Raw genomic sequence first — 24980 nt, 5'->3', positions numbered from 1 at the left:
TCAACCCGCATGATTCATCAACAACTTAAGTGGGTTCCATCCATTTTTTCACTCAAATCAAACCATGAAATATTTTGTACCGAACCTTAAGCTCAGTGCCGATCTACCGCCTCAGAATCAGTTAGAAGATAAGCTGGGGGGACTCCCTTGGGGCCTACCGCCAGACCAATATCCAATCTGTAGTCATTGCGGAAAAAGTCAGTCCCTTTTGGCACAACTCATTCACCATCCAGAGCGACTAGATTTGGGGCGATTGGGTCGTGTGCTGCTCGTTTTTCAGTGCAATCATGATCCGGGCACATGCCCCACCTGGGAAGGGGGATCGGGAGCCAACGCCTGTTTAATTCTGGATCCGGAAGTATTGTCCGATCGGCTCGTGCCCATGCCGGCCGACTCACCGCCGCTAGAGTTGGAAGCCCGAATTACGACCTGGATTCCCAAAAAAGATGCGGTGACCAAGAATCAAAAACCAGCATTTTTTGATGATGATCAATATTGGGACTTGCCCGATGCTGCCACCGACAGCGTTGATTGTGTGACCAAGTTAGGCAGTGTTCCGGCATGGTTGCAAAGCCCGAGTGAGGGCCCTGGGGAAGGCTGGGTTTTTGTGGGTCAACTCAGTGATTCATACCAATTTTTAGAGCAGCCCACTAGTCCAATCGATATTTTTTGGGATGAATCAGAAAATACTTGGATTTGCGAGGGGCCGAACTTTGGTGATGGCGGCATTGGCTATATTTTTCTGCGATTTGGTGCTGACAAACCCGAAGGTTGGTTCTTTTGGCAATGTGGTTGAGGGTGGGCAGTTCATTTCACGGTCGGAGCCGCAGAAGATAGCCTTGATCTCGCTGAATCAGTCAGTTTCCTGACTCATGCTTGAGAGTCGGTGGCTGGGGTTAGGTTGAGGCCGCGATAGATCTGCTCGATCGGGAAGTGCAAATCAATGCTTTTCAGGGCGATCGTGTCACCGGCTTGGTAGTTGAAAATCAGCCAATCGCCGGCCTCATTTTTTTGGTACAAGTCCACGGCGATGCTGGTGGAGCTGACCAAGAGATAGTCAATCAGCATGGGATTTTGGCGATAGCGGCGGAATTTTTGACCGCGATCGTCGGCTTCGGTGCTCTCGGACAGCACTTCGACAATTAGGCAGGGATAGGTGATGTATTGGCTGGTGGTTTTGTCGCGATCGTCGCAACTGACGCTGGCATCGGGATAGGTGTAATCGTTGGTTCCAAGGATGTTCACTCGAAGATCAGAGTTACCAACGATGTAGTTTTCATCTAAGTGATTGTCGAGCAATGCGGTTAGCTTAACCGCAATCCTGCTAGGGTTATTTCCGCCCCGAGCTAGGGAATAGACTTGACCATCGATCAGCTCATATTTTTCCAGTTGCTGTTCTTCCCAAAGAAAATATTCTGCCGGTGTCATAAATTCACTGAACATCAATCCCCTTATTTTTCCAAAATTCAATACGTTTTCGATTGGCTTGTTCAATTTTGGCTTGTCTGAGATTTTCTTTTAAAACATCCGAGATTTGCTGCCCCATGATGCTGTTGTAGTTCGATCGCACGCTTTGCACAGGCTGCAACTGGCTGAGGATGCTTGAGCCTAGGGATTTCCACCAAAGATGCTGTTGAGAAGAAAAATCAATACCGTAAAGAACATAATTGGCAAAGTGTTCGCAGTTATGGATCTCTAGGCTGTACTGGGCAGCCGACATAAATCGTTCGATGCGCTCCAGTTCTTCTGCTGTAACTCTGACCGATCCTTTCAGCTCCAGCCCATTGGGGCCCCACCCTAGAGAATTGGGGCTGTCTGCATACTCAGCCAGATAGTAATGGTCAGCTAGTCCCGTCAGAATTGCTGTCTTAAAAATCTTTAAAACGCTAGAACTAGCAATCTCAAATCCCATAACCTGATCGCTACTTTAGGAGATAACAATCATCTATTTTGAGGATAGATTCTACTTTGACCAGGAGGAGGCAGAAATTACCTGACCTACTAGCTACTACACTATTGCACTTTGACCGAAACATTATTTTTTCGCTTGCTTCTCACATAGACTGTCAAGTCTCTGCGTTGAACTTCAAACAAATCAATTGCTTCAAATAGTTCACTAAGCTTTGCATAGCCATAGTTGCGCGAATCTAATGATGCTTGATTAGCGATACAAGCACCAACTTCCCCCAAATTTGACCATCCATCATCATCCATAGTGCTTGCAACCGCATTTCTCAATAAGTTCATTAATTTAGTATCTCCCTTCAATTCTTTGCCAGTTTTTTTGATGTTATTCGTAACTTTAGGAGTTTCTTCAGAATTGATCCCTTGATCAATTGTTTCTAGATATAAAAATATTGAGCAAGCATACACAAATGGCAAGGGAGTTTTCTTTTCTCCAAAGCCATAAACTTTTAGTCCATTAGTCAAAATTCGCATAACTAGAGGAGTGAAATCACAATCACTTGAAACAATTGCAAATGCATCTAGATTCTGCGTGTATAGCAAATCCATCGCATCAATGATCATTGCTGCGTCGGTAGCATTTTTCCCCTTTGTATAGTCAAATTGCTGCACAGGGCGAATGGCATGTTCATGCAAACAGTCTTCCCAGGCTTTGAGTCCCGCACTCTTCCAATTACCGTAAGCTCTACGAATGTTGGCAACGCCATACTTCGCAATTTCAGCAATAATTGCTTCAATTTTTGATGCGGGAGCATTGTCGGCATCAATTAAGAGTGCAATCTTAGATTCTGACTTTTGCATAGCTTCACGGTCAGTAGCAGTAGTGTCGGTAGGTTGGGTTGAGCTTGGCGAAACCCAACTCGATCAATGACGATACTAAGTGCTGTTGGGTTTCATGCTTCAACCCAACCTACGAAATTATCTAGTCAGTTTATTTACACAGAATTTTTAGGATAATCTTTGCGGCCGATTCTATGGTAGCCACGTTTCCAATAATTTTACTAATTTCTTTCAAGTCTAAATAAGCAATTCTATCTTTCATTGCTTGGATTGGTTTTCTTTTGTAGTCCCAACCCTTCTTTTCTGCTCTGGTGTAGTAGTAAACCAATCTTTTTAAATCCTTTTTGGATGCCTCTAATCCAAGTTCATTGATCTTGCGAATTTTGGCTTCGTACTTTCTGACTTTTTCTCCGTATGTAGTCATCTCGAACTGGTGTTGGTGCTGATGGTTTATCTAGGGTTTGGCGGGTGGTGCGGGGGTGATGGTGAGCCGATCGCCCACTTTGAGACCTAACTGAGCCGATCGCCCCGCTGGTAACTCCAACACCGCATCCACCCACAAACTCGGGCCATAACTCGGGCAGGGATCTTCACGGCAAGGTGGCACATTCGCCTCGATCGCCACCACGCGCCCCTCCCGCAAAAAGACCATATCCAACGGAATCAGCGTGTTTTTCATCCAAAACCGCGCCATCCGTGATTGCTCAAAGGGAAACAACATCCCCCGATCGGGTGGCAAATCGCGCCGAAACATTAGGCCAATTTCCTGTTGCTCCGGTGTGCGGGCCACCTCCAGCAAAATTTCCTGAGTCCCAATCAGGGTGCGGGCTTGAATCGGCAACTGCTGCCCGCCCGGCTCCGGTGTGCTTGCCTCCAAAGGCGCACAGGCCATCAAGCCGATCGCCCCCAACACCAGAAGCGATCGAGTTATTTTGTGAGCCGCCGCAGCAAATAGATCTGGCAAATCCGGTTGATCGGGCGATCGCAGGGTCATCAATTCAGAGCCAATCCTTGAGCGTCCTAGACACTCACTAACGCCGCCGTCATTGCTTGGAACAGCGCCAACCCGTCCGTATTGCCCAACGCCGCATCAGCCGCCCGTTCCGGGTGGGGCATCATCCCCAACACATTGCCCCGATCGTTGCAGATGCCCGCGATCTGGTTCCAAGAGCCATTCGGGTTGCTGCCCTCGTAGCGGAACAGCACTTGGCCCTTGTCCTCAATTTGCTTCAGGGTGTCCGGATCGGCGTAGTAGCGACCCTCCCCATGGGCGATCGGCAGGTTCAGCACTTGCCCCGCCGCGTAGCCCTCCGTCCACAGGCGGGCGCTGCGTTCCACCTTCACCGGCACCCGATCGCACACAAAGTGCAAATTCTGATTGCGAATCAGCGCCCCCGGCAACAGCCCCGCCTCCGTCAGGATTTGGAACCCGTTGCAAACCCCCAGCACCGGCTTGCCCTGCTCGGCCGCTTCGATCACCGATCGCATGGCCGGCGAGAACCGGGCGATCGCCCCGCAGCGCAAATAGTCGCCATAGCTGAAGCCACCGGGAATCACAATTGCATCAAGATCGCCCAGGTCGCTGTCTTGGTGCCAAACCATGCGCGTGGGCAGGCCCAATAGCCCCTGAAACACCCACTGCATATCCCGATCGCAATTGGAACCCGGAAAAACGATAACGCCAACTTTCATGGACTGGAGCAAACCCGCGACTTGCGCTCCTATCCTATCGTGCGATCGGTTAACTTTAGTTTCATGCTGCTAACCGCTGATGACCTGCTCTTTTTTCAGCGCTGCCCCCGGCGCGTCTTTTTGGATTTCTATGGCGATCCCCGTCGGCGCGCCCCCACGGCCGGTTTTATCCAAAAACTTCATGACGAGAGCGATCGCCACAAGCGCGATGCAGCCCAGCAAATTGCCGAGAAGCTGGAACTGGAGCTAGTGCGGCCGCAGTTTCGCCGGGGCGATCGGGATGCGGGCGCGGCGGCCACCTTGGCCCTGATGGAAGCGGGGGCGGGGTTGATCGTCGGGGGGCTGTTGCGGGTGGAGGAGATCCCCGGTGTGGAGCTGGTGGGCCATCCCGATTTGTTGGTGAAACGGCCGGGCCAGTCGGCCTTTGGCGATTGGATTTATGAGCCGGTGGATATTCGGTTGGGCAAGAAGCCGAAGCTGGAATATCAGCTCGTGGCGGCGCTCCATGCGGATTTGTTGACGATGATTCAGGGGGCAGCTCCGGCTAAGGCGGGCGTGGTGTTGCGCGGTCGATCGCCCCATTGGGTGGACTTGCGGACGCGGCTGAAGCAGGTGCAAGACTTGCTGGCGAACCTAATCGATACGCTGATGGAGGACGATCGGGAGCCGGATCTGTTCATTTCCCGCAACCGCTGTTCCCTTTGTCATTGGGTGGGCGACTGCACCGATCGAGCGCGGCAAGCCAAGCACCTGTCGCTGATCCCCGGCGTGACTCCTGCCCGCTACCGGGTGTTGGAGCGGCTGAAAATCGAGACGATCGAACAGTTGGCGGCCACACCACTCGATCGGCTCCAGGAGTTTCCCGAATTTGACGGCGCGGCGGAGGCGGTGTTGGTGCAATCCCGCGCCACCTTGACCCAACAGCCGATCGCCCTGGCCCGCCGTGAGGCTTGGTCGCCCGATCGCCTGCCCGCCGCTCCGGTGGAACTCTATTTCGACATCGAAGCGGAGCCGGATCTTTCGCTGGATTACCTGCTGGGCGTGTTGGTGGTGGATCGATCGCAGCCGGAACCGACGTTTCACCGCTTCCTGGCGGAAACCCCCGAGGATGAGCAGCGGGTTTGGGATGACTTTTTGGCGCTGGTCGATCGCTACCCCACTGCGCCGATCTTTCACTTTTGTGAATATGAGCGGGATGCCAGCAAGCGCCTGGCCAAGCTCTATGGTTGTTCCAGTCAGCGGCTAGAGCGTCTGCTCGATCGATTTGTGGATGTCCATGCTTGGGTAACGCAAACGGTGGTGTTACCGGTGGAAGGCTATGCCCTGAAGCAAATCGCTGGGTATTTGGGGTTTGGGTGGCGAGACAGCACGGCCAATGGGTCGCAGGCGGTCTATTGGTACGATCGCTGGCTGAAAACGGGCGATCGCTCCTATCTAGAGGCGATCGTTACCTACAACGAGGACGATTGTTTGGCCACCTATCGGGTCAAATATTGGCTCGAACAATTCCATCAACAACAATTAGCAATTCGATCAGAGTTGGCTAATCCTGTTGCAGTTCCGTAGAAAAATTTGGCAATAATTTCAGTATTTTGGTGATGAATTCGAGGAATTAAGCGGTATCAATCATCGTTCTGCGGATCAGTTAGATCTTTTTCATAAATTGGTTAGAATTTCTCTTCGTCTTTGGTTTCAAGATAGGCTAAAAAACAGTCATCTCGTAGGTTGGGTTGAGGTACGAAACCCAACAGCAGCAAAGTGTACATTGACCGATTTGGGTTTCGCAAAGCTCAACCCAACCTACATCAGAACTGGGTTGATGTAGCTAGTGAGCACTCGTGGCGAAAATCCAGTCGATCGCCCCCATCAGTTCAGACAATCGATCGAGCGTGTAGCCCGTCGGGTGTTTTGTGAAGGTTTCGCCCCAAAGCCGCCCAAATTCCCATAACTTCCCGTTGGAGACAATGCCAAACAACGGGCGATCGCCCTCTTGGTTCAACTGTTGCGCCGCCCACAACTCCGCCAAACATTGACCCCAACCCGCTTCAAAGTCATCTCGCTTGGCTTCAATCAGAATCAAATAGGGCTGCTCAAACAACACCTTTCCTCGGGGCGATCGCTTCGCCACCACATAATCCGGCGTGCCCGATAGCTCATCGTTGTAGCGCAACGGTTGATGACTCCAAGTCAGCAACTCACCCACATACGATCGCCACACTTCCGTCAAAATCGGCGAAATAATATTTTCGCAAATCGCATATTCCGAATTGAAAACCATGCCTTCGGTCAAAACCAGTTGCAAGCGATCCACAAAGCTGGGATTGATCGCTAGGGCATGATGTTCAAGGAAAGATGTTTCCTGATAAGTCATCGGGAACTCCGCCAAAACATCCGCGATGGTTTTGTATTGTGCGGATGGCATGATCAAGGGTGAAATTGGATGAGTTTTCGGAATCAGCAAGGTGCTTTTAGAGTACGGTTCATTGAATAAACGATCGCCTTTCTAGATCGTCATAGCGTGCGGCAAAATTTTGATCGCTCATCTCAACGGTGCTCACTCAAAAAGGCGACACATTCCACATGGGGCGTTTGGGGGAAAAAGTCCGCTGGCTGCACCCGATCGAGCTGATATTGCCCTTGTTCACAGAGCAGCTTCAAATCTCGGGCCAGGGTGGCCGGCTTGCAGCTCATGTAAACAATTCGTGCCGGGGCGATCGCCCGTAAGGCTTCAATCACGCCCGGCTCACAACCTTTTCGGGGCGGATCCAACAACACCACGTCCGGTTGCAGTCCCAATTGGGGCAGCAGATCCGCCACTTTCCCCACCTGAAATTCAACGTTGGTGAGCTGGTTGCGTTCGGCGTTGTGGCGGGCTTGGGTGACGGCTTCCGCTTGGGCTTCAATCCCGATCGCCCGGCCGGCTCGCTGGGCCAAGGGCAAGGTCAGGGTTCCCACGCCGCAATAGGCATCCACCAAAATTTCCCGGCCAGTCAGGGCCAGTTGTTGGTGAATGGTTTTCAGCAGTTCTTCCGTTTGGTCGGTGTTCACCTGAAAGAAGGTTTCCGGGCGGATTTCAAACACCAACCCATTCAGGTGTTCCTCCAGGGCCGGCCGCCCCAGAACGCAGCGGGTTTCGGGCCCAAAAATCACATTGTTGCGCTGGGGCTGCTGGTTCACACAGACCCCCACCAACTGCGGAAATTGCTCGCGCCACAGTTCCGCTTGGGTGACCAAACCGGGCAGCGCTTCCCAGTCGCGCACCACCAGGGTGAGGAGCATTTCGCCCGTGCGCCGCCCAATTCGTAGGGCTAGGTGACGCACCGTGCCCGTGTGGGTGGTTTCGTCGTAGGGTTCCCAACCGCTGGTGGTCAAGTCCTGTTTCACCTGTCGCAGCAGGGGATCGAGTCGATCGTCCTGCACGGGACATTGGTTCAGGTTCACAATTTTGTGGCTGCCCTTTTGGTAATAGCCCGCCCGAATTTGATCATCGGGGCCGGGAGCTACGGGATAGGTGGCTTTGTTGCGGTAGGCCAAGGGGGCAGCGGCGGCCAAAATGGGCAAAACGGGCGGCTCTTCAAAGCCTCCGAGCCGGGTGAGGGCCTGTTCCACCTGTCGCTGTTTGGCCAGCAGTTGGGATCCATAGGCCACATGCTGCCATTGGCAACCGCCGCACTTGTCCGCCACGATGCAGCCGGGGCGGACACGATCGGGCGAAGGATCCAGAATCGACAAAATTTTGGCCCGGGCAAAGGTGGGCTTCACCTGCAACAGCCGCACCGATAGGTAGTCGCCCGGTACGGTTTCCGGCACAAACACCACCCGATCGGCCCAACGGCCCACGCCATCCCCCGAATCGGCCAGGTCGGTAATTTCCAGCTCGATCGCCGCCCCCTGTTTCCATTCTGGTTGGCTCATCTGATTGTCAAGGGTGGTGGTCATGGCTCGATCGGCCTCAATCTCAATAGCGTGCAACGGCGGGCCAATGCGGTTGAGTGGCGTTGTGGGCCCTGGGCCTCCGGTCGATCGTGCCCTTGCACCGGCCGCGACGGGAAACCGAACCGGCCCGGCGCAAAGGTGCGGTGATACGATGGAGGCGCGCCACAGCTCGATCGCGTCATGACGCTCGATCGGGCGATCGCCACCGGCCAACTGCATTGGCCCCCATTATCTCGCCTAGTACGCCACCCGATCGCCTGCCATGTTGAAAGCTCTGCTGGGAGACCCCAACGCCCGCAAACTCAAGCGGTTCCAACCCGACGTGGTGGAAGTCAACCTCCTTGAAGAGGACATCGCGAAGCTGTCGGACGACGAACTCAGAGGCAAAACCGCCGAATTTCGCCAAAAACTGGCCCAAGCCCGCAACGACAGCGAACGCAAGGAACTGCTAGACGACATCCTGCCCGAAGCCTTTGCCGTGGTTCGCGAAGCGGGCAAGCGGGTGTTGGGAATGCGCCACTTTGATGTGCAACTCCTGGGCGGCATCGTGCTGCACAACGGGCAAATTGCAGAAATGAAAACCGGGGAAGGAAAAACCCTGGTGGCCACCCTGCCGTCCTACCTGAACGCCCTCACGGGGCGCGGGGTGCATGTGGTGACGGTGAACGATTACTTGGCCCGCCGGGATGCCGAGTGGATGGGCCAGGTGCATCGGTTCCTGGGCCTGTCCGTGGGGCTGATTCAGCAGGGCATGAGTCCCGAAGAGCGTCGCCGGAACTATGCTTGCGACATCACCTACGCCACCAATAGTGAGCTAGGGTTTGATTATCTGCGCGACAACATGGCCACCACCATCAACGAAGTGGTGCAGCGGCCCTTTAACTATTGCGTGATTGACGAAGTGGATTCGGTGCTGGTTGATGAGGCCCGTACCCCGTTGATCATTTCCGGCCAGGTCGATCGCCCCACCGAAAAATATCTGACCGCCGATGAGCTGGTGCGGCAACTGGTGCGCGATGACCACTACGAAGTGGACGAAAAAGCCCGCAACGTGATCATGAGTGATGAGGGATTCATCGCCGCCGAGCAAATGTTGGGGGTTACGGATCTGTTTGATTCGCAAGATCCCTGGGCCCACTACATCTTCAACGCCCTGAAGGCCAAGGAACTCTACCTGCGAGATGTGAACTACATCGTGCGGGCCGGGGAAGTGGTGATTGTGGATGAATTCACTGGGCGGGTGATGCCGGGTCGCCGCTGGAGCGATGGCTTGCACCAGGCGATCGAAGCCAAGGAGCGGGTGGAAATCCAAAACGAAACCCAAACTCTCGCCTCCATTACCTATCAAAACTTCTTCCTGCTCTATCCCAAGCTGGCGGGCATGACCGGCACGGCCAAAACCGAAGAAGCCGAGTTTGAGAAGATCTACAACCTGGAAGTGACGATCATCCCCACCAACCGCACCAACTCGCGGAAGAATTACTCGGATGTGGTTTACAAAACCGAGGTGGCCAAGTGGAAGGCCGTGGCCGAAGAGTGCTTGGAAATGCACGAAATGGGTCGCCCCGTGTTGGTGGGAACCACCAGTGTTGAAAAGTCGGAATTGCTGTCGGAACTGCTGGCAGAGCGCAATATTCCCCACAACCTGCTGAACGCCAAGCCGGAAAACGTGGAGCGGGAGTCGGAAATCGTGGCCCAGGCCGGGCGGCGCGGAGCTGTGACGATCGCCACGAACATGGCCGGTCGCGGCACGGATATCATCTTGGGCGGGAACGCGGACTACATGGCCCGGCTGAAGGTGCGGGAGTACCTGATGCCCAAGCTGGTGCGCCTGGAAGAGGAAGATGAGTTTGAGGTGATGCAGGTGGCGGGCCTGAGTGGCCGGCAAAAAGCCCAGGGCTTTGGCAACTCGGGCAAGAAGCGCAAAACCTGGCAAGCGGCTCCGGAAATTTTCCCCACGCCAATTACGACCGAGGCGGAGAAGATGCTGAAGGATGCGGTGGCCTTTGCGGTCAAGACCTATGGCGAGCGATCGCTCCCGGAGCTAGAAGCCGAAGAACTGTTGGCGATCGCCTCGGAAAAGGCCCCCACCGATAATGAAGTGGTGCAAGGTCTGCGGGAAGCCTACAACCAAATTCGCCGGGAATACGAAGCTTTCACCGACAGTGAACATGAAGAGGTGATCCAACTGGGTGGCCTGCATGTGATCGGGACGGAGCGCCACGAATCGCGCCGGATTGATAACCAGTTGCGCGGGCGGGCAGGCCGCCAAGGTGACCCCGGTTCCACTCGGTTTTTCCTGAGCTTGGAAGATAACCTGCTGCGGATCTTTGGGGGCGATCGGGTGGCCGGCCTGATGCAAATGTTCCGTGTGGAAGAGGACATGCCGATCGAGTCGGGAATGCTGACCCGATCGCTCGAAGGGGCCCAACGGAAAGTCGAAACCTATTACTACGACATTCGGAAGCAGGTTTTTGAATACGACGAGGTGATGAATAACCAGCGTCGGGCCATCTATGCCGAGCGCCGCCGCGTCCTTGAAGGGGAAGACCTGAAAGAGCGGGTGATTGAATATGCCGAGCGGACAATGTTCGACATTGTGGATGCCTATGTGAATCCCGATTTGCCAGCGGAGGAGTGGAATCTGGAGAAGATGGTGGACAAGGTAAAGGAATTTGTCAGCACCATCCAAGACCTGACTCCCCAGCAGATTGAGGATTTCAACCCCACGGAAATCAAGACCTTCCTGGCCGAGCAAGTGCGGATTGCCTATGACATCAAGGAAGGGCAAATCGACAGCCTGCGCCCTGGCCTGATGCGCGACGCGGAACGCTATTTCATCCTTCAGCAAATTGACACCCTCTGGCGCGAGCACTTGCAGCATATGGATGCGCTGCGGGAAACGGTGGGCCTGCGCGGCTATGGCCAGAAGGATCCGCTGGTGGAATATAAGAGCGAAGGCTATGAACTCTTCTTGGACATGATGACCAACATGCGCCGGAATGTGGTTTATTCCCTGTTCCAATTCCAACCGCAAGTCCAGGAACGCGAACCGGAAACGGTTTAGGGCGGATTTCGACAGCCCGAGAGGATATCTGAGGAGTCACTTGGGACGCTTGCAAAACACTAGTCGTCGTCTAGGCAAGGGGCTGAAGCCCCTTGTCTGTGTTGATCGCCTGTCTGTGTTGATTGATCGAGATTCACAAGGTTGCCGTTTTGATTGTGCAGACATCCTCTCAGGGCGGCGGATCAAGGTCGATCGAGAGTTGCGCGATCGGGGGCGGGGGTGGAACCACCTTCACCTCTAACCACCCATCGGCTAACTGAATTCGGAGTTGATCGCCCGGTTGGGTTTGGGCTGCCCGCCGAACGATCGCCCCTTGATCATCGCGCACCAAGCTATAGCCCCGTTGCAACACTTGGTTTGGATCCAGCGATCGCAAGGCCTGGTTGAGGGCCTGTTGCCGTTGCTGTTCCCGATCGAGCCGGTGTTGCATGGCCATGCTCAGCCGCCGCCGAAGATCCGCCAGCCGCTCCGTTTCCCGCTGCCATTGGCGATCGGGGCGCAGCCGTCCCAATCGTTGCTGGAGCAGATCGACCCGATCGACTCGGTCTTGTAAGTAGCGATCCATGGCTAACTTCAGGCCCAAGGCCTGTTCAGCCCAGCGGTTGCGCAACTCCACCAGGCTCGGCACGGCCCGCTCCGCTGCGGCCGTGGGCGTGTGGGCACACCAGTCCGCCACCCGATCGCAAAGGGACTGATCCCGTTGGTGACCAATGCCGGTGATCACTGGAATCGGACAATCTGCCAGGGTGCGCACCAGTTGCTCATCGTTGAAGCAGGATAGATCCTCCGTGGCCCCGCCGCCCCGAGCCAAAATCAGCAAATCGGCTCGACCATCCACCACCACTTGCGCGATCGCCCGCATCAGACTGATCGGGGCCCGATCGCCCTGCACCAAAGCGGGCACAAACAACACCCGCAAGCCGGGATGGCGCTGAAGCAAGGTGCGCTGGATGTCTCCCCAGGCCGCCGCGCGGGGAGACGTGATCACCGCCACGGTTTGGGGAAAAGCGGGCAATGGCCGGCGGCGATCGGGATCAAACAACCCTTCGGCGGCCAGGCGATCGTGGAGCTGTTGCATTCGCAACGCCTGCAAACCTGCCCCGGCCGGCAGCAGTTGCCAGATCACTAGTTTCAGCTCGCCTCGTTTGGGCCAAAGCTGCAATTCTCCCAAGGCGATTACCTGCTGACCCGGTTCGGGCAAGCTCGCCAGTCGATCGACCTGGCCTCGCCACACCACGCAGCCGATCGCGGCCGTTGCCTCCCGATCGGTCAAAGTGAAATAGATGCCGCTGGGAAATGGCTTGGCGCTGGACACCTCCCCCATCACCCAAACCCGATGAAGCGCCGGTTCCGCCTCCACACAATCCTTCAGCCACTGGTTGAGGGTGGCCACTGACCAAGGTTCCGTGGCGCTGCTGGGGGGCAACTCCGCAGCCCAATCTTCCGCCATAGCCTATGGCTCCTGGGGACGGGCCGCCAAAATTCGCTCCACCAAACCGCTGGTGCTGCTGGGCACTTCAATTTTCACCAGCTCAATGCGGCCACCTCCGGCAAAGACGGCCGGCGCTTCCGGCAAGGTTTCCACCCGATAATCGCCCCCTTTGACATAGATGTCGGGTTGCAACGCTTCGATCAGTGCCGTGGCCGTGGGTTGCTCAAAAATCACCACCGCCGCCACCGCCCGCAACGCCAACAATACCTCCGCCCGCTGGGCTTGGGGCACGATCGGGCGAGGGGGAAACCCGGGCCGCGCTGGTTTCAAGCCCGCCACCGATTGATCACTGTTCAACCCCACCACCAACGATCGCCCCAACGCGCGCGCCGCATTCAGGTAGCGCACATGGCCCGCATGGAGCAAATCAAAACAGCCATTGGTGAACACCAACGGTCGCCAGCGATCGGGATCCTGGGCGATCGCCCGTTGCAGCCCTGCCAAATCGCTCACCATCGAGGGCAACTCAAACCCTTCCATCGGGGTCGGAGCCACCAGGGCGATCGACTGAGGAGCATTTTCAACGGGTGAGGGGGCGGTCATGGGGATAATTTCAAGGCTCAATTTCAGGGTTTGATTGTTGGGAGATTGTTTGCAAATCAGGACTTGGAAGTCAGCCACTTTCAAGCGCCTTCAAGCTACCCTTTCAAGTCACTTAACTTTCCTGCTTGACAGCACTTTCATGCCAATCTTTGAGAAGGGCATCGGACAGGGCCGAAAGACCCACAAAAATCAAAATACCCAAGCCCGTCACCAACAACAAGGCCGCAAACATTTTCGGAATTTGCAAATTGTAACTAGCAATCAGAATTTGATAGGCAATGCCTGATTTTGCGCCACCGGTTCCGGCCACAAATTCCGCCACCACGGCTCCAATTAAGGACAGGCCACCGCTGATTCGTAACCCCCCCAGAAAGTAGGGCAATGCGCTGGGTAACCGAAGATAAATCAATCGCTGCCAAGGATTGGTGTTATAGAGCTTGAAGAGGTTAGTTAGGTTGCGATCGACACTGTTCAACCCCAAGGTGGTGTTAGCAACCACCGGAAAAAAGGCCGCAATCCAGGCACAAAGCACCAATGCCCCCAGCGTATTATCCTTAAGCCAAATCACAATCAGCGGCGCGATCGCCACCAAGGGCGTGGTTTGCAAAATCACCGCATAGGGAAACAGGCTCCGTTCAATCCACTTGTTCACCGTAAACAGCACCGAGATCCCTAGGCCGGAAACCGCCGCCGCCAAAAACGCAATGATCGTAATTTGCAACGTCACCATCAAGGCCGAAAACAGCTCATTCCAGTTTTCAAATAGGGTTTGCAACACCAAGCCAGGCCGAGGGAGTAGATAGGGAGGCAGTCCAGTGATTTGTACAAATAAATCCCAAGCCAACAGAAAGACCAGTCCCACCCCCAAGGGGGCTAGCACGTCGGCAGAAAAAACGCGCTGAATGAGCGATCGCTTGGGAATTAGGGGAGAACGACTGCGACTCATAGGCTTCAAATTGTGGGAATAATTCAGAAGATTCAGGATCAGGAAGGAATGCTCAAAACCGATCTTTCAGCGGGTTTTCAGCAGTTCTCAAGCAGCTTCTAACGGATCGCTAGGCGGTTCTGGGATAATTTTAAGGAGTTTCCCAGCCATTCAAAACCAGAATTTTGCAGTCCAAACTCAGTTAATGCTCAGTCAACTTTGAGTAAATTGGGGCAAATTCGCAAAATTTACCTTGGTGCAATTTACCTTGGTGCAATTCACATTGACACCCTTACAAGGGAACCGTCGCACCCATTCCGAGGGCCAATGCTTCCGCCAGTTGATAGCGATATTGCCCAAAAGTTGGAGATTGACGGAAGGTTTCCGATCGGGGATAGGGTTCAGGAATATCTAACTCCGTGACGATGCGCCCGGGATTAACCCCCATTACCGCCACCCGCGTTGACAGATAAACGGCTTCGTAGATGTTGTGGGTCACAAAAGCGATCGTCCAACGCTTTTGATGCCACAAATTCATCACGTCTTCATTCAGTTTGTTGCGAGTAATTTCATCAAGGGCCCCAAAGGGTTCATCCATCAACAACACCTTGGGTTGGGTGACGATCGCCCGGGCGATTGAAACCCGCATTTTCATCCCGCCGGAGAGTTGCCGGGGAAAGGATTTTTCAAACCCCTTTAACCCCACCAGCTCGATCGCCTCCGCCACGCGGTCTTCGCTGGCCGATCGGGAAATTCCCGCCAACTTCAATGGCAACCGAATATTTTCCTGCACCGTTGCCCAAGGCAGCAGGGCAGAATCTTGGAACACAAAGGCCAAATTCCGGCGAGCGTCCGGCATCTGCCAAGTCAAATCCCCTTGGGTGGGGCTGCTCAGACCCGCAATCAGGCTCAAAATGGTGCTTTTCCCACAACCGGAGGGCCCCACCAAGCTCAAAAATTCGCCCTCGTGGATCGTGAGGGACACATCTTGTAGGGCAACGGTTCCCGTGGAAAAGGCCTTGGTGACGTTGCTCAGGGAAATGGCGGGTTGCAAGGTCGATCGCGCTGGAGGAACGGTGGAACTCACGGGGCAGGCACTCAAAAACAAACTTCAGCGCTGTTAACCAGCATGGTTGGCTCCTGCTGTTCACCAGAACGCGGCCAACAACCGTTCAGCACGGCTGTTAACCATTGTAGCGGCTTGCTTTGACCCGTTTGAGGAGCGAAAGAGCGCGAATCGGTTCCTCCCGAACCACCAAAACTTCCCTTATCCGGCCGGTGGACGACGGGGCCGCGGCGGGCGTGGGGGCAACTCTTCGTAATCCACCACCACCTCATCGGGCAAATTGGCTCCGTCGAGTTTGACCGTGCGCGAGGGGGTGGGTCGGGGGCGGGGTGGTCTGGGGGCGATCGGTGCTGAATTGTCCGGTCTTGCAGCAGCGGGCGACGGTGAATCCGCCGATGCATTGGCAGGCGTTACGGGATTTGCACTGGGGACAGGATTTGCACTGGGGACAGAAGATGAGTTTTCCAGGGCCTGACGATATTTTTTGCGCACGTAAACGGGCTTGGAACCCTCGGGTACAAGCTCAGGGGAGGGAGCAGGTGACGGCGTAGCCTGGTTTGGGGGCGCACCTTCCGGTGGTTGGCGATATTTCTTGCGCACGTAAACCGGTTGCCCTGCGCTTTGTCCTGCGCTTTGTCCTGCGTTTTGTCCTGCGCTTTGCTCTGCACTTTGCCCTGTGCTGCCTGTGGTGGGGCTGACCGGAGCGGGCGGTGCGGGGGCGGGGTTGGTCGGGGGTGACGTTGGGTTGGGTGCTGGGTTTGGCTTGGCTGCTGAGTTGGGTACTGGCTTGGGTGTTGGGGCAGGACTGCCGCCGGGCGATCGGGAAGCTCGCAGGTTGGCCAATTTGCCCTGAATCTGGATCCAAAGCACGACCCCAAAACCGGTGAGGGATTGGCGGAAGGCTTGCCAACCGGTCAAGTTAGGCTGGCTGGGGCGAAAGAGATTCAGCAGCCCGACCCAACGATCGAACTGGGGCAATGCGGCAACCAGCACCTCATCCAGGCTCGATCGCGCCACTTGTTCGCGCAGCACCAAGGTTTGCCACCCTTGCCAGGCAATCAACCCCACCACCACCCCTTGGCTGAGGAGCACGGCCCCATGCAGTTGACCACTGCAAACCCACAACACGAGGGCATAAAACAGGCCAAAGCTGCTCCAAATCACGTCACTACGCCGTGACAGGATCGGAAACCGCAGGGCGATCGCGTAGAGCAACAGGCTCCCGATCGCCACTAAAATCGCCAATCCATAAGCCAACATCCCGTCTTTATTCCCCCGTGGGTCACGCTAGAAACGATCGCTTTCTTGGGCCGGAACCACGCCGGGCTGATTCAAGAACAGGTTCCCCGCCGAATCGTTTTGATAAACACAGTCCACGCGGGGTTTGCTGTCAATGCTGCCGGTGAAAGCAAAGGTATTCATCCGGTTTTTGCATTCGGAAACCTGCTTATCCGTCACCACGCCCCGTTGTTGCAGCACGGCCCAGTTGTTGCTGCGCATAACGCAACCGGGCTGCATTTCCGGCTGGGACACGTAAACACTAAAGGGGCTGAGGGTCACAAAGATGCGCGCATTCATGGAAATGGCGCTGGCTCCAAATTGGGCACAAAGTTCCGGGTTGGGAGCCGCCCGATCGATAAATTCCCGCGAAGCCACATTTTGCGGATCAACACTGGCCGAAGAGCTGAACCCTATGCCCACGCCCATACCCAGGATGAACACGCCGGCCAAAATCGCCACCACCGTGTAGTTAAAGCCTTTTTTCTTGGGTGGTTCGGGCGATCGCCCTTCCGATCGCGGTTCGCGATCCGCATCGCGCCCGGCCGACTCGCGAGCGCTTCCCCGATAATCACTGCGATAACTGTCGCGATCGCGGTAGGGATCGCGGGCGGGTTGCCGTTTGCGGTTCATAGCCAATGGTTAATCACCGATAGGAATTTACTGATAATCAAACTGATCATCAATCTGAATCTCAGTCTAGATTTCAGTCTAGATTGATCCAGTCTGGATTGATGCATGGTTTGTGGATCTCTTGGGGCCCCGATCGGGATTCCCAACCCCAAAGTTTCAACGAGTCTGGTATCCTGCAAGCGATCGCTCACCTACGAAAAAGCGCCCCACCAATGGGACGCTCGTGTGCAGAGGAGCGATAGTCGATCGTTTTGATGAGTCACATGCGAGTCTAACATGGGAGTCAGACCCCTCTGGGCCGGAATTGTTAACCGGTTTGGGGTTGATTTTGCTTGCCCATTCTTGCCTATTCTGGGGCGATCGCCAGATGGGATCGCAGATCCAAAAGCTTCTGCCAGGCTAATCCTTGATCCACAATCGTGGCCGCCTGAGCCAAGTAATCCTTCAATGACGTTTGATCGGTGAAGTCATCGGGCCGATCGGAGCCAACGCTGTTCAGTCGCCAAAGATAGAAACCCGCATTCCAAATCACACTGGTGCGCCAGGGATGATCTTGGCCATGGCTCCCTTGGAACAGGGAACTCAAGTTTTCAGCCCATTCAGCGGCCGTCCCTAAGGGCAAATTGCTTTGGCTGTATCCCAAATCCCAGGGGTTGAGACAGAGGCGATCGAACCGGCCCGGTTGCCCCAATCCCGTGATCACCGTGCGATCGTGCGGTAAATCGGGACTGCCTTCGAGGCCCTTGACTGTGGTGAAGGACTCAATCTGATGCAGCGCCAAGGCATCACGCATCATCTGTTCCGTGGGCGGATGCACGAACCCCATCACCCGATGTTGGGGCCCTTGATAGGGCGACCACAACAGCTCCAGGGTGGCCAGGGGCGGCCGTTTGCCAATTTCGTCGCGATAGGCCGCTAGGGGCAAGGTTTCGGGGAAATGCTTCGGCAGGTAGCAGTAGGTTAAACCCTGCTCTGCCAAGCACCGTTCCACCTGCTCCCAACTGGCCCGAGTCCAATCTAAACCCAAGGCCTGCCACAGTTCCGTGAGGGTGATGCCATATTTCGTGGCCATGCGATCGCCCCCATGGAACAGCAAGGAAAACCCCGCCGCCGCCAAGATCAACCCCGTGGCGATGCCCAAAGGGGCCGTGCGCGATCGCCCGTCATAGGGAATCCCAAAGCTGACCAAGGGCCGATCGCCCTCGATCGGCCCCAAGCGCGGCCCCAACTCAGCGTAAGCATCCAACATGCCCGCCAACTCTTCGCCCGTGGGCCGCTTAATCCGATGGGCAATCAGAAATGCACCAATTTGGGCTGGGGTGGCCGCCTGGGTCAACATCAGTCGCATGGCTTCGGCGGCCTGCGATCGATCCAAATTTTTGCCTGTGTGGGGCCCGCTGCCGATGGTTTTCAGCAGCTCGCGGAAGACTTTGCTCATGGGAAACGGCAGGTTACTTGCGGGTGGTTGAAGGTGGTTCAGCGGAGTTTGACGGGAGAGGCGGTCGGGGCCTTGGCAGTCCGGGGCGTATTATCAAGGGCGATCGAGAGATTAGCAAACTCCCTTGGTGGCCGATGTAGCCTGTTGCGTTCTTTTGGCTCAAACCGAATTCGCCCCGGATTCGCCCCGAATGCACCCCAACTTTGCCCCAACCGAATTAGCTCAACGAATTAGCTCAACGAATTTGCCCAACCCTGGCCCAGCCGCCGCAACCATCGCCGCAACCATCGCCAAAACTGTCCCGATCGGCTCCTTTGACCCGGAATCAGGCTCAATGCCGCTGTCAGGATGATTAGTGACGGTGATTGCCTCAAGCATCCCAGCAGTGATACATTCCGGCTCAATTCCTTTCTCGATCGCGTTCTACGCCGCAGCCTATGCAAGCTCCGATCGCGTCTCCTGTCATGCGCCATAACGCCGTGGTGACTCCATTTCGGCCCAAGCAACCGCAACCCCTCCGCATCATTGCCATGGGCGACAGTGTGATTTATGGCTACGGCGATCTCAGTGGCGGCGGTTGGGTTGAACGGTTGCGCCGCCAGTGGATGGCTCCCGACTCAGCCGGCCATGTGATTTATAACTTGGGCGTTCGGGGCGACAAGGTGACCCAAGTGAGCGATCGACTGGAGTTGGAATTTCGCAGCCGGGGCGAGTTGCGCAATCGCCTTCCCGATCGCCTGATTCTTTCCGTGGGCACCAATGATTCGCCGCGAGTGGGCCGAGCCGACGGCAAAAACATGACCCCCATTGAAATCTTTGGCCCGCAAGTGGAAGCCTTGCTCGATCGGGCGCAGGGCCTCTGTCCCGTCTTGTTTGTGGGCATGATTCCCGTCAACCCCAGCAAAATGCCTTTCTTAGAGTGTTTGTATTACAACCACGCTGATCAGTATCAATATAAAGAAGTGATCCGTCGGGCCTGTGAGGCGCGGCGGATTCCGTTTTTAGACTGTTTTGAATTGTGGCTCGCGCGTGGGGCTTCCTGGGTTGAACAGCGCCTCGGTCCTGATGGTTTGCACCCCAATGATTTGGGCTATGAAAGTCTCCTGGCTGATGTGACCGCATGGCAACCGATCGCCCAACTTGCCGCCATGGATACCAAGCCGATCGCCTAAAACCAGTTTTGGTTTAATCCATCCCCAACCACTCGATCGCCCTTTCCTTCAGTCCCATCCTCCAATCTAGCCATCGGTTGGAGGATTTTTAGGAGGTGATTCGCACAATCAGCCACGATTGAGCCTCCCAGCGCAAATAGGCGCGTTCTGCTTAGAAAACAGCCGAAAACCTCCCTTATTTTCTTCCTGAGAAATCAATTTCATCCTCTGGTAATAGATTCATCACAGGTTTAATTTTTATTTCGCCTTTAAAGCAAATCTCAAAAAAACATTTTCAAAATTCACTTTTTCTAGATTTCTCAAACCGCAATCAGCAAAATCGTTTACCATGGTTTACGTGATCCATTCATCCATGCACGGGTCACAAAGGAGTAAGGCGAGATGCAATCAACGCTGCTGTTGCTGGTCTTGTGGGATCTAGAACGCATGACGGGGGCGGGCGTACCTCGCAAAGGCAAAGTTAGTGGCAAGGGTAAGGACGACACGGCGCGATCGCGCTGTGGCAGCAAGGTCAAGGTTTCGGATTTTGAGGAAGCGGTGGATGCGCTGATCCAAGCGGGAGCTGTGAGCGAGAACGGGGGACGGTTATCCCTGACGGCGGCAGGCAAGGCGCGGCTGGATCAAGAATTGCGGGCAGGCAAACTGACGTTTTGGACGAAGGGACAAAAGGGCACGGTGGTGAGTGCCAAAAATGCCCAAGCGGCGCTGAATTGGTTGCAACAGGCTCCCGCTCCGGCGGCTGGGGCTGTTTCGGCGGGCGAAAAAATTACGTCCTACGACGAATTTAAGACGGTGGTTTTGGACACCCACAAGTTCTTGAATGAGGAACATCGCTGCGAAAATTTTGTGCCGATCTATCAAATTCGTCGGCAACTGGGCGATCGGATTTCGCGCACACAATTCGATGAATGGCTACTGGAAATGCAGGGTGATGACATTTTTCAATTGGAAAAGGGCAACGTCTCTGAGGCATCGAAGGATCAGGTCAGAGACTCGATCGAAACGAAAATCAGTGGTTTGCGGTTCTATGCCAAGTTGCTGTAGAGCGGCTTGATTGCTCCTGTTTTGTTCCTTGCACACCAGATCGCAAAGTTGAGTTTTGGGTTATGACTAGCGCTTCCCCTCTGCATGAAATTCATCAAGCTATTCAGGAATATAACCCGTTCAACTTGCGATCTGTTGTTAAACATCAGGATGTTTGGAATGTAGATTTTGTTGATGTTGAGTTTTTGCACGCCCAGGCATCAGATTTGATTCTGGGAAAACTGCAAGAAACCCGAGCGATACAGGATTCAGAAAAGAAGATTTCTTCTTTCGTGATTACCGCTGAACAGGGCGTTGGCAAAAGTCACTTGATTCGTCGGCTACATCGACGGATTTATGAAGAACAAAATGGCTTCTTTCTCTACATGAGCTTTTCGCTCTGTGGAGATATTAATTTAATTCACTATGAACTTAGGCAAGCGATCGCACGCAGCTTGTCACAGTCAACTATTCTGGGAATTTCCCAATGGCAACTGCTCGCTGCATCGGTGATTGAAAAAGCTTTGCTTGATCCCAAGAGTCAGCAAGTTTTTGATCCCGTTAGCTTTTCTAAGCGCTTTGGGAAACTCTATCGCAGCCATTTGGCCCAGGGGCGTGACCTGATTACAACCTTGGTGAACAAATGCCAAGGACTGTTTCCAGAGGTCGATCCTGATGTGTTGCGGGCACTGCTGTGGACGCTTTCGGAACCTCATGCGCCCTATGCCATCAAGTGGCTGGGTGGTGATGAGCTATCTTCTGCGCGCGTAGAAGAAATGGGGCTTCCGAGCATGGCGGCGGCGGAAGTTTCCAAGGAACCAGAATCATTCAAGATTTCTTTGGCACTGCTCAAGTTGCTATCAGCTCATCAACCTATTTTGCTCTGCTTTGATGAAACAGAAATTCCCCAAGTCAGTGAGCAAGGGTTTTCCTCAACTCAAATCCTGGCTTACTTGATCAAGCATACTTTTGATTCACTTCATCAAAGTGCCAATGATGGAGGGCTAGTAATTTCATCATTTATGTTTGCCGACCAATGGTCTCGTGAAGTGGTTCCGCTAGCGGGGGCTTCTGATCGTATGACTGCTGGCACAGGTGATCCGATTAACCTCAAGCAGCTCGATGGTCAATCTTTTCCGAAGCTTGTCAAGTTTTTACTAGCCAAAAAATTCTATGAACCGCGTGGTTTAACTCCGCCTAATCCGTTCTATCCCTTCGATGAAGATGAGCTAAAAGAAGTTGGTAGAAAGGAACGGATGCCTGTTAGACGGGCACTTCGTTGGTGTGCTGAAAACTTTGTGGTGACAGCACCGCCGATTCCGCCTGAGGAGCGTTTTCAAAAGGGATTTGAAGAGAAACTCCAAGATGACTATCGCGAAGCAATGGCCGATGGCGCTACTGTTGCTGAAACCCTGCGCTATTGCTTTGAGTTGGTCGTCAATCAAACCATCAGCGGTGAAACAAAATCCGGTGAGAAAATCGAAGGGGCTACAATTACCGCGATCGCCAATATTGAACCCAAAGCCAAAAATGCTGGCTACATCAACTTCAAGATTGTCGGAACCGAACAGGACAAACCCTTCGCGATCGGGGTAGCCGTCCTGCAACAATCGGGTCTCTCCTTTGCCGCCGGTTTGAATCGCCTAGTGGACTACAAAACCTATGGGCTAACGCGCGGCTGTTTGATTCGTGGCGCAGATTTCAAGATCAAGGCCTTCTGGGATTCCTACAAAACCTATCAGAACTTTATCCAGCGCCAAGGTGGCGAACACATTGAACCTAACCCGGAACAGTTGAAAGTCTTGATGGCTCTGAAAGCCGTCTTTGAAAGCGCTTCAATTTATGGCTTGACGGAAGCAGAAGTACAGGAATTTTCTCGCGAAATTGCACTGAATAATGAGATTTTGCTGGAAATTCTCAGTGACCCATCGGGCTTGATTGATCCCAGCATCATCGATGACGAAACCCTCGTCAGCATCATTATCGGTGACGATGATTTGATCGATACCAGCGCGATCGAGGACAACGAAGAAGACTTGATCGATTTGTTGGTGGGCAGCGGTGATGATGACTTAGAACCAGACGATGCGAGCCAGTCAGCAACTCTACCCGCTGATACATCGACAATCCAGTCACTTACCCTCAAGTCTGACTACAAAGGTAAAAAACTTTGTGCTTTTACCTTGCGTGGCGAAAATTATTCGGTCAAGAGCTGGCGCGAGTTCTTTATCACCATTAACCAAGTACTGGCAGAGAAACACGCCGAGAAATTTGTCAAGGTTGCGCTGGAGTCCAATGGCCGAAAGGCCCGGTTTTCTCAAAAAACTGAGGGGATGTTTAAGCCTATCTTCCTAGGAAAGGTAGGGTTATACATTGAAACAGATTTGGGAATTTCTAGCGTTCTAACCCTCACGGAAAAACTGCTAGCTCCTCTGGGGTATTTGGAGGACGAATTGACTTTGCAAGTGGTTGACAAAATTAATTAGTAATCCAGCCACATGGAACTACAACCCAAACCTACCGCCGCCCTCTGCTTGCCAGAATCTGAGATTTCAGCACTGTTGCAAGGGCGAATGCTGGCGATGTTGTCTGCCACGTTCATCAAGCCCCAGCGCATGTTGGCACTTCAGCCGATTCCCGATCGCCTCAATCCCCGATCGCACGATCGCCCCTACCGATTCGCAGATTTGGGTTCCGAAACGCTGCCCCCCGCTATTCGGGCGATCGTCACCTGTGTGGAATGCCAAATTATTGACGACTTGGCGGCCGTTGACGCGATCGCCGCCCTCACCATTTGGTCTGAGGATTTCCTCGCCCGTTCGATCGCCACCAAAGGACATTTATTCCTAGCCACCGTCCGTGCTTTTCGACTGCTCACACCCCACCCCCTAGAGCACGATTTTGAAGACCTCAGTGCGATCGGAAAATGCGTGGTGATGCCCCGTCCCTTCACAGGCGAAAATCCTGAGCCGGTGCTGCCAGAAGCGGTGTTTAAACGGCGATCGCAACAACTGCGCGATCGACAGCCGCCAGAACATTCGGAACTCGAAGCCCTGCAATCCGCCCTCGCTGATTTAGCCAACATACTGCCCAGCGCTAAGCAGTTAGACAACAACATTCAGGCCTTTTTGGGGTGGCGCGTTCCAGGGCGATCGTCCCGGTTCAGTTCCTGGATGAACAAAATTTCTAAAGTCGGCGCATCCAGCGAAGGCAACGAATTTGAGCGGCTAGTGCGCCAAGCCATGATTTCTTTGGGATTTTCTAACCGCAATCAAAACCCCAAAGCTAGCCTTGATCCCGATAGTGTTGGCGGCGCGGGCGGTCTGGACTTTGTTTGTGAATCGCCCTATTTAGTCATCGGTGAATGTAAATCCAGCAGCCGCGATACTTTGCCCGATGGGGTGTTTTCGCAGCTCATGAAACTTGGTAACAAATATCTCAATCCTGAGGAATATGAACAAGCAATAAAATTAGTGATTTCCGTTGGAAAACCCAATCAACATGCCCAAAAAACAGCCCAAGGTAATCGGATGAATTTAATCAAACCTGCTACCCTAGAACGCTTGGTTAAACTCAATGCTTCCTATCCTGGTTCGTTGAATTTATGGGAGCTAGAAAATTGCCTAAAAAATCCGCCCTATGCTCAAGAAGCCGATGACCAAATTAATGATTTTATAGATGAAAAAATCGAACAATTGCGAATCCGTGCATTTTTGATTGATTGCCTGAAACGACTAACAAGTAACAATCAAAATAAAGGAGCCAGCACAGTCGAGCTTCACGCAGTCTATATCACTTCCCAGCCACCAAAATTGCTGGAAATGGAAGACTTACACGATGTGGCGATCGAACTGGCTTCCCCGCTTACGGGTTATTTGAGCCGCGAAAAGGGTCGTGAGTGGCGGGACGATCGCTTCTTTTGGTTACGGGATCTGGCGATCGAAAAGATCTAAGCGATTCCTTTTCAGAC

The 24980-nt window shown here is 54.0% G+C and carries 22 protein-coding genes; 7 read left to right on the top strand and 15 right to left on the bottom strand.

Annotated features, from left to right (window positions below):
- The first annotated feature begins 64 nt into the window (after positions 1–64).
- Complete coding sequence (locus tag VPK24_RS16035; RefSeq protein ID WP_393014839.1) at positions 65–796, top strand: hypothetical protein; 732 nt, start codon at positions 65–67, stop codon at positions 794–796.
- A 74-nt stretch (positions 797–870) separates the two neighbouring features.
- Here the strand turns inward: VPK24_RS16035 and VPK24_RS16030 are convergent, their stop codons facing one another.
- From VPK24_RS16030 to purQ, 6 genes are all read right to left on the bottom strand, one after another.
- On the bottom strand, positions 871–1428 hold the full coding sequence (locus VPK24_RS16030) for a Uma2 family endonuclease (protein ID WP_393014838.1): 558 nt from the start codon (positions 1426–1428) through the stop codon (positions 871–873).
- A gap of 4 nt (positions 1429–1432) precedes the next feature.
- Positions 1433–1912 carry a hypothetical protein gene (locus VPK24_RS16025; RefSeq protein WP_393014837.1) on the bottom strand — a complete coding sequence of 160 codons (480 nt, stop codon included), beginning with the start codon at positions 1910–1912 and terminating at the stop codon, positions 1433–1435.
- A 101-nt stretch (positions 1913–2013) separates the two neighbouring features.
- Positions 2014–2766: an NYN domain-containing protein gene (locus tag VPK24_RS16020; protein ID WP_393014835.1), complete on the bottom strand. Its 753-nt coding sequence runs from the start codon at positions 2764–2766 to the stop codon at positions 2014–2016.
- A gap of 130 nt (positions 2767–2896) precedes the next feature.
- The gene (locus VPK24_RS16015) at positions 2897–3169 is read right to left on the bottom strand and encodes a hypothetical protein (RefSeq protein WP_393014833.1); all 273 of its coding nucleotides are present in this window, start codon (positions 3167–3169) and stop codon (positions 2897–2899) included.
- A 30-nt stretch (positions 3170–3199) separates the two neighbouring features.
- The gene (locus VPK24_RS16010; protein ID WP_393014832.1) at positions 3200–3739 is read right to left on the bottom strand and encodes a DUF192 domain-containing protein; all 540 of its coding nucleotides are present in this window, start codon (positions 3737–3739) and stop codon (positions 3200–3202) included.
- Between the two features lie 26 nt (positions 3740–3765).
- Entirely contained in the window at positions 3766–4437 is a 672-nt protein-coding gene (gene purQ / locus VPK24_RS16005; protein WP_393014830.1) for a phosphoribosylformylglycinamidine synthase subunit PurQ, read from the bottom strand.
- Positions 4438–4500: 63 nt separating this feature from the next.
- Between purQ and VPK24_RS16000 the strand changes: the two genes are divergently transcribed.
- Positions 4501–6003: a TM0106 family RecB-like putative nuclease gene (locus VPK24_RS16000; RefSeq protein ID WP_393014828.1), complete on the top strand. Its 1503-nt coding sequence runs from the start codon at positions 4501–4503 to the stop codon at positions 6001–6003.
- A gap of 259 nt (positions 6004–6262) precedes the next feature.
- Here the strand turns inward: VPK24_RS16000 and VPK24_RS15995 are convergent, their stop codons facing one another.
- Positions 6263–6859, bottom strand: coding sequence for a hypothetical protein (locus tag VPK24_RS15995; protein ID WP_393014826.1), 597 nt, complete (start codon positions 6857–6859; stop codon positions 6263–6265).
- Positions 6860–6981: 122 nt separating this feature from the next.
- Complete coding sequence (gene rlmD / locus VPK24_RS15990) at positions 6982–8352, bottom strand: 23S rRNA (uracil(1939)-C(5))-methyltransferase RlmD (protein WP_393015000.1); 1371 nt, start codon at positions 8350–8352, stop codon at positions 6982–6984.
- A 283-nt stretch (positions 8353–8635) separates the two neighbouring features.
- Between rlmD and secA the strand changes: the two genes are divergently transcribed.
- Positions 8636–11440 carry a preprotein translocase subunit SecA gene (secA, locus tag VPK24_RS15985; protein ID WP_393014824.1) on the top strand — a complete coding sequence of 935 codons (2805 nt, stop codon included), beginning with the start codon at positions 8636–8638 and terminating at the stop codon, positions 11438–11440.
- Positions 11441–11609: 169 nt separating this feature from the next.
- Here secA and xseA read toward each other — a convergent pair whose 3' ends face one another.
- The 7 genes from xseA to VPK24_RS15950 form a co-directional block, all read right to left on the bottom strand.
- A complete protein-coding gene (xseA, locus tag VPK24_RS15980; RefSeq protein ID WP_393014822.1) occupies positions 11610–12890 on the bottom strand; it encodes an exodeoxyribonuclease VII large subunit in 1281 nt (426 codons plus the stop codon).
- A 3-nt stretch (positions 12891–12893) separates the two neighbouring features.
- Positions 12894–13388: an adenylyltransferase/cytidyltransferase family protein gene (locus tag VPK24_RS15975; protein WP_393014999.1), complete on the bottom strand. Its 495-nt coding sequence runs from the start codon at positions 13386–13388 to the stop codon at positions 12894–12896.
- Between the two features lie 199 nt (positions 13389–13587).
- On the bottom strand, positions 13588–14421 hold the full coding sequence (locus VPK24_RS15970; RefSeq protein ID WP_393014820.1) for an ABC transporter permease: 834 nt from the start codon (positions 14419–14421) through the stop codon (positions 13588–13590).
- 271 nt (positions 14422–14692) lie between these two features.
- Positions 14693–15487 carry an ABC transporter ATP-binding protein gene (locus VPK24_RS15965; RefSeq protein WP_393014818.1) on the bottom strand — a complete coding sequence of 265 codons (795 nt, stop codon included), beginning with the start codon at positions 15485–15487 and terminating at the stop codon, positions 14693–14695.
- A gap of 180 nt (positions 15488–15667) precedes the next feature.
- Positions 15668–16726: a Ycf66 family protein gene (locus VPK24_RS15960; RefSeq protein ID WP_393014816.1), complete on the bottom strand. Its 1059-nt coding sequence runs from the start codon at positions 16724–16726 to the stop codon at positions 15668–15670.
- 27 nt (positions 16727–16753) lie between these two features.
- Complete coding sequence (locus VPK24_RS15955; RefSeq protein WP_393014814.1) at positions 16754–17377, bottom strand: DUF3172 domain-containing protein; 624 nt, start codon at positions 17375–17377, stop codon at positions 16754–16756.
- A gap of 346 nt (positions 17378–17723) precedes the next feature.
- Positions 17724–18815 (bottom strand): anthranilate phosphoribosyltransferase family protein, encoded by a 1092-nt coding sequence (locus tag VPK24_RS15950; RefSeq protein ID WP_393014812.1) that lies wholly within the window; start codon positions 18813–18815, stop codon positions 17724–17726.
- Positions 18816–19252: 437 nt separating this feature from the next.
- On the opposite strand from VPK24_RS15950, the gene VPK24_RS15945 reads away from it, so the two are divergent.
- The 4 genes from VPK24_RS15945 (at position 19253) to VPK24_RS15930 (ending at position 24963) form a co-directional block, all read left to right on the top strand.
- Complete coding sequence (locus VPK24_RS15945) at positions 19253–19987, top strand: GDSL-type esterase/lipase family protein (RefSeq protein WP_393014811.1); 735 nt, start codon at positions 19253–19255, stop codon at positions 19985–19987.
- Between the two features lie 381 nt (positions 19988–20368).
- Positions 20369–21031, top strand: coding sequence for a hypothetical protein (locus VPK24_RS15940; protein WP_393014809.1), 663 nt, complete (start codon positions 20369–20371; stop codon positions 21029–21031).
- 62 nt (positions 21032–21093) lie between these two features.
- Entirely contained in the window at positions 21094–23496 is a 2403-nt protein-coding gene (locus VPK24_RS15935; protein WP_393014807.1) for a hypothetical protein, read from the top strand.
- Between the two features lie 12 nt (positions 23497–23508).
- Positions 23509–24963 (top strand): DUF1802 family protein, encoded by a 1455-nt coding sequence (locus VPK24_RS15930; RefSeq protein WP_393014805.1) that lies wholly within the window; start codon positions 23509–23511, stop codon positions 24961–24963.
- The last annotated feature ends 17 nt before the right edge of the window (positions 24964–24980 follow it).

It is taken from the genome of Limnothrix redekei LRLZ20PSL1, assembly GCF_043235035.1.
Lineage (GTDB): Bacteria > Cyanobacteriota > Cyanobacteriia > CACIAM-69d > CACIAM-69d > CACIAM-69d.
This window is presented reverse-complemented; position numbering and strand designations above follow the sequence as displayed.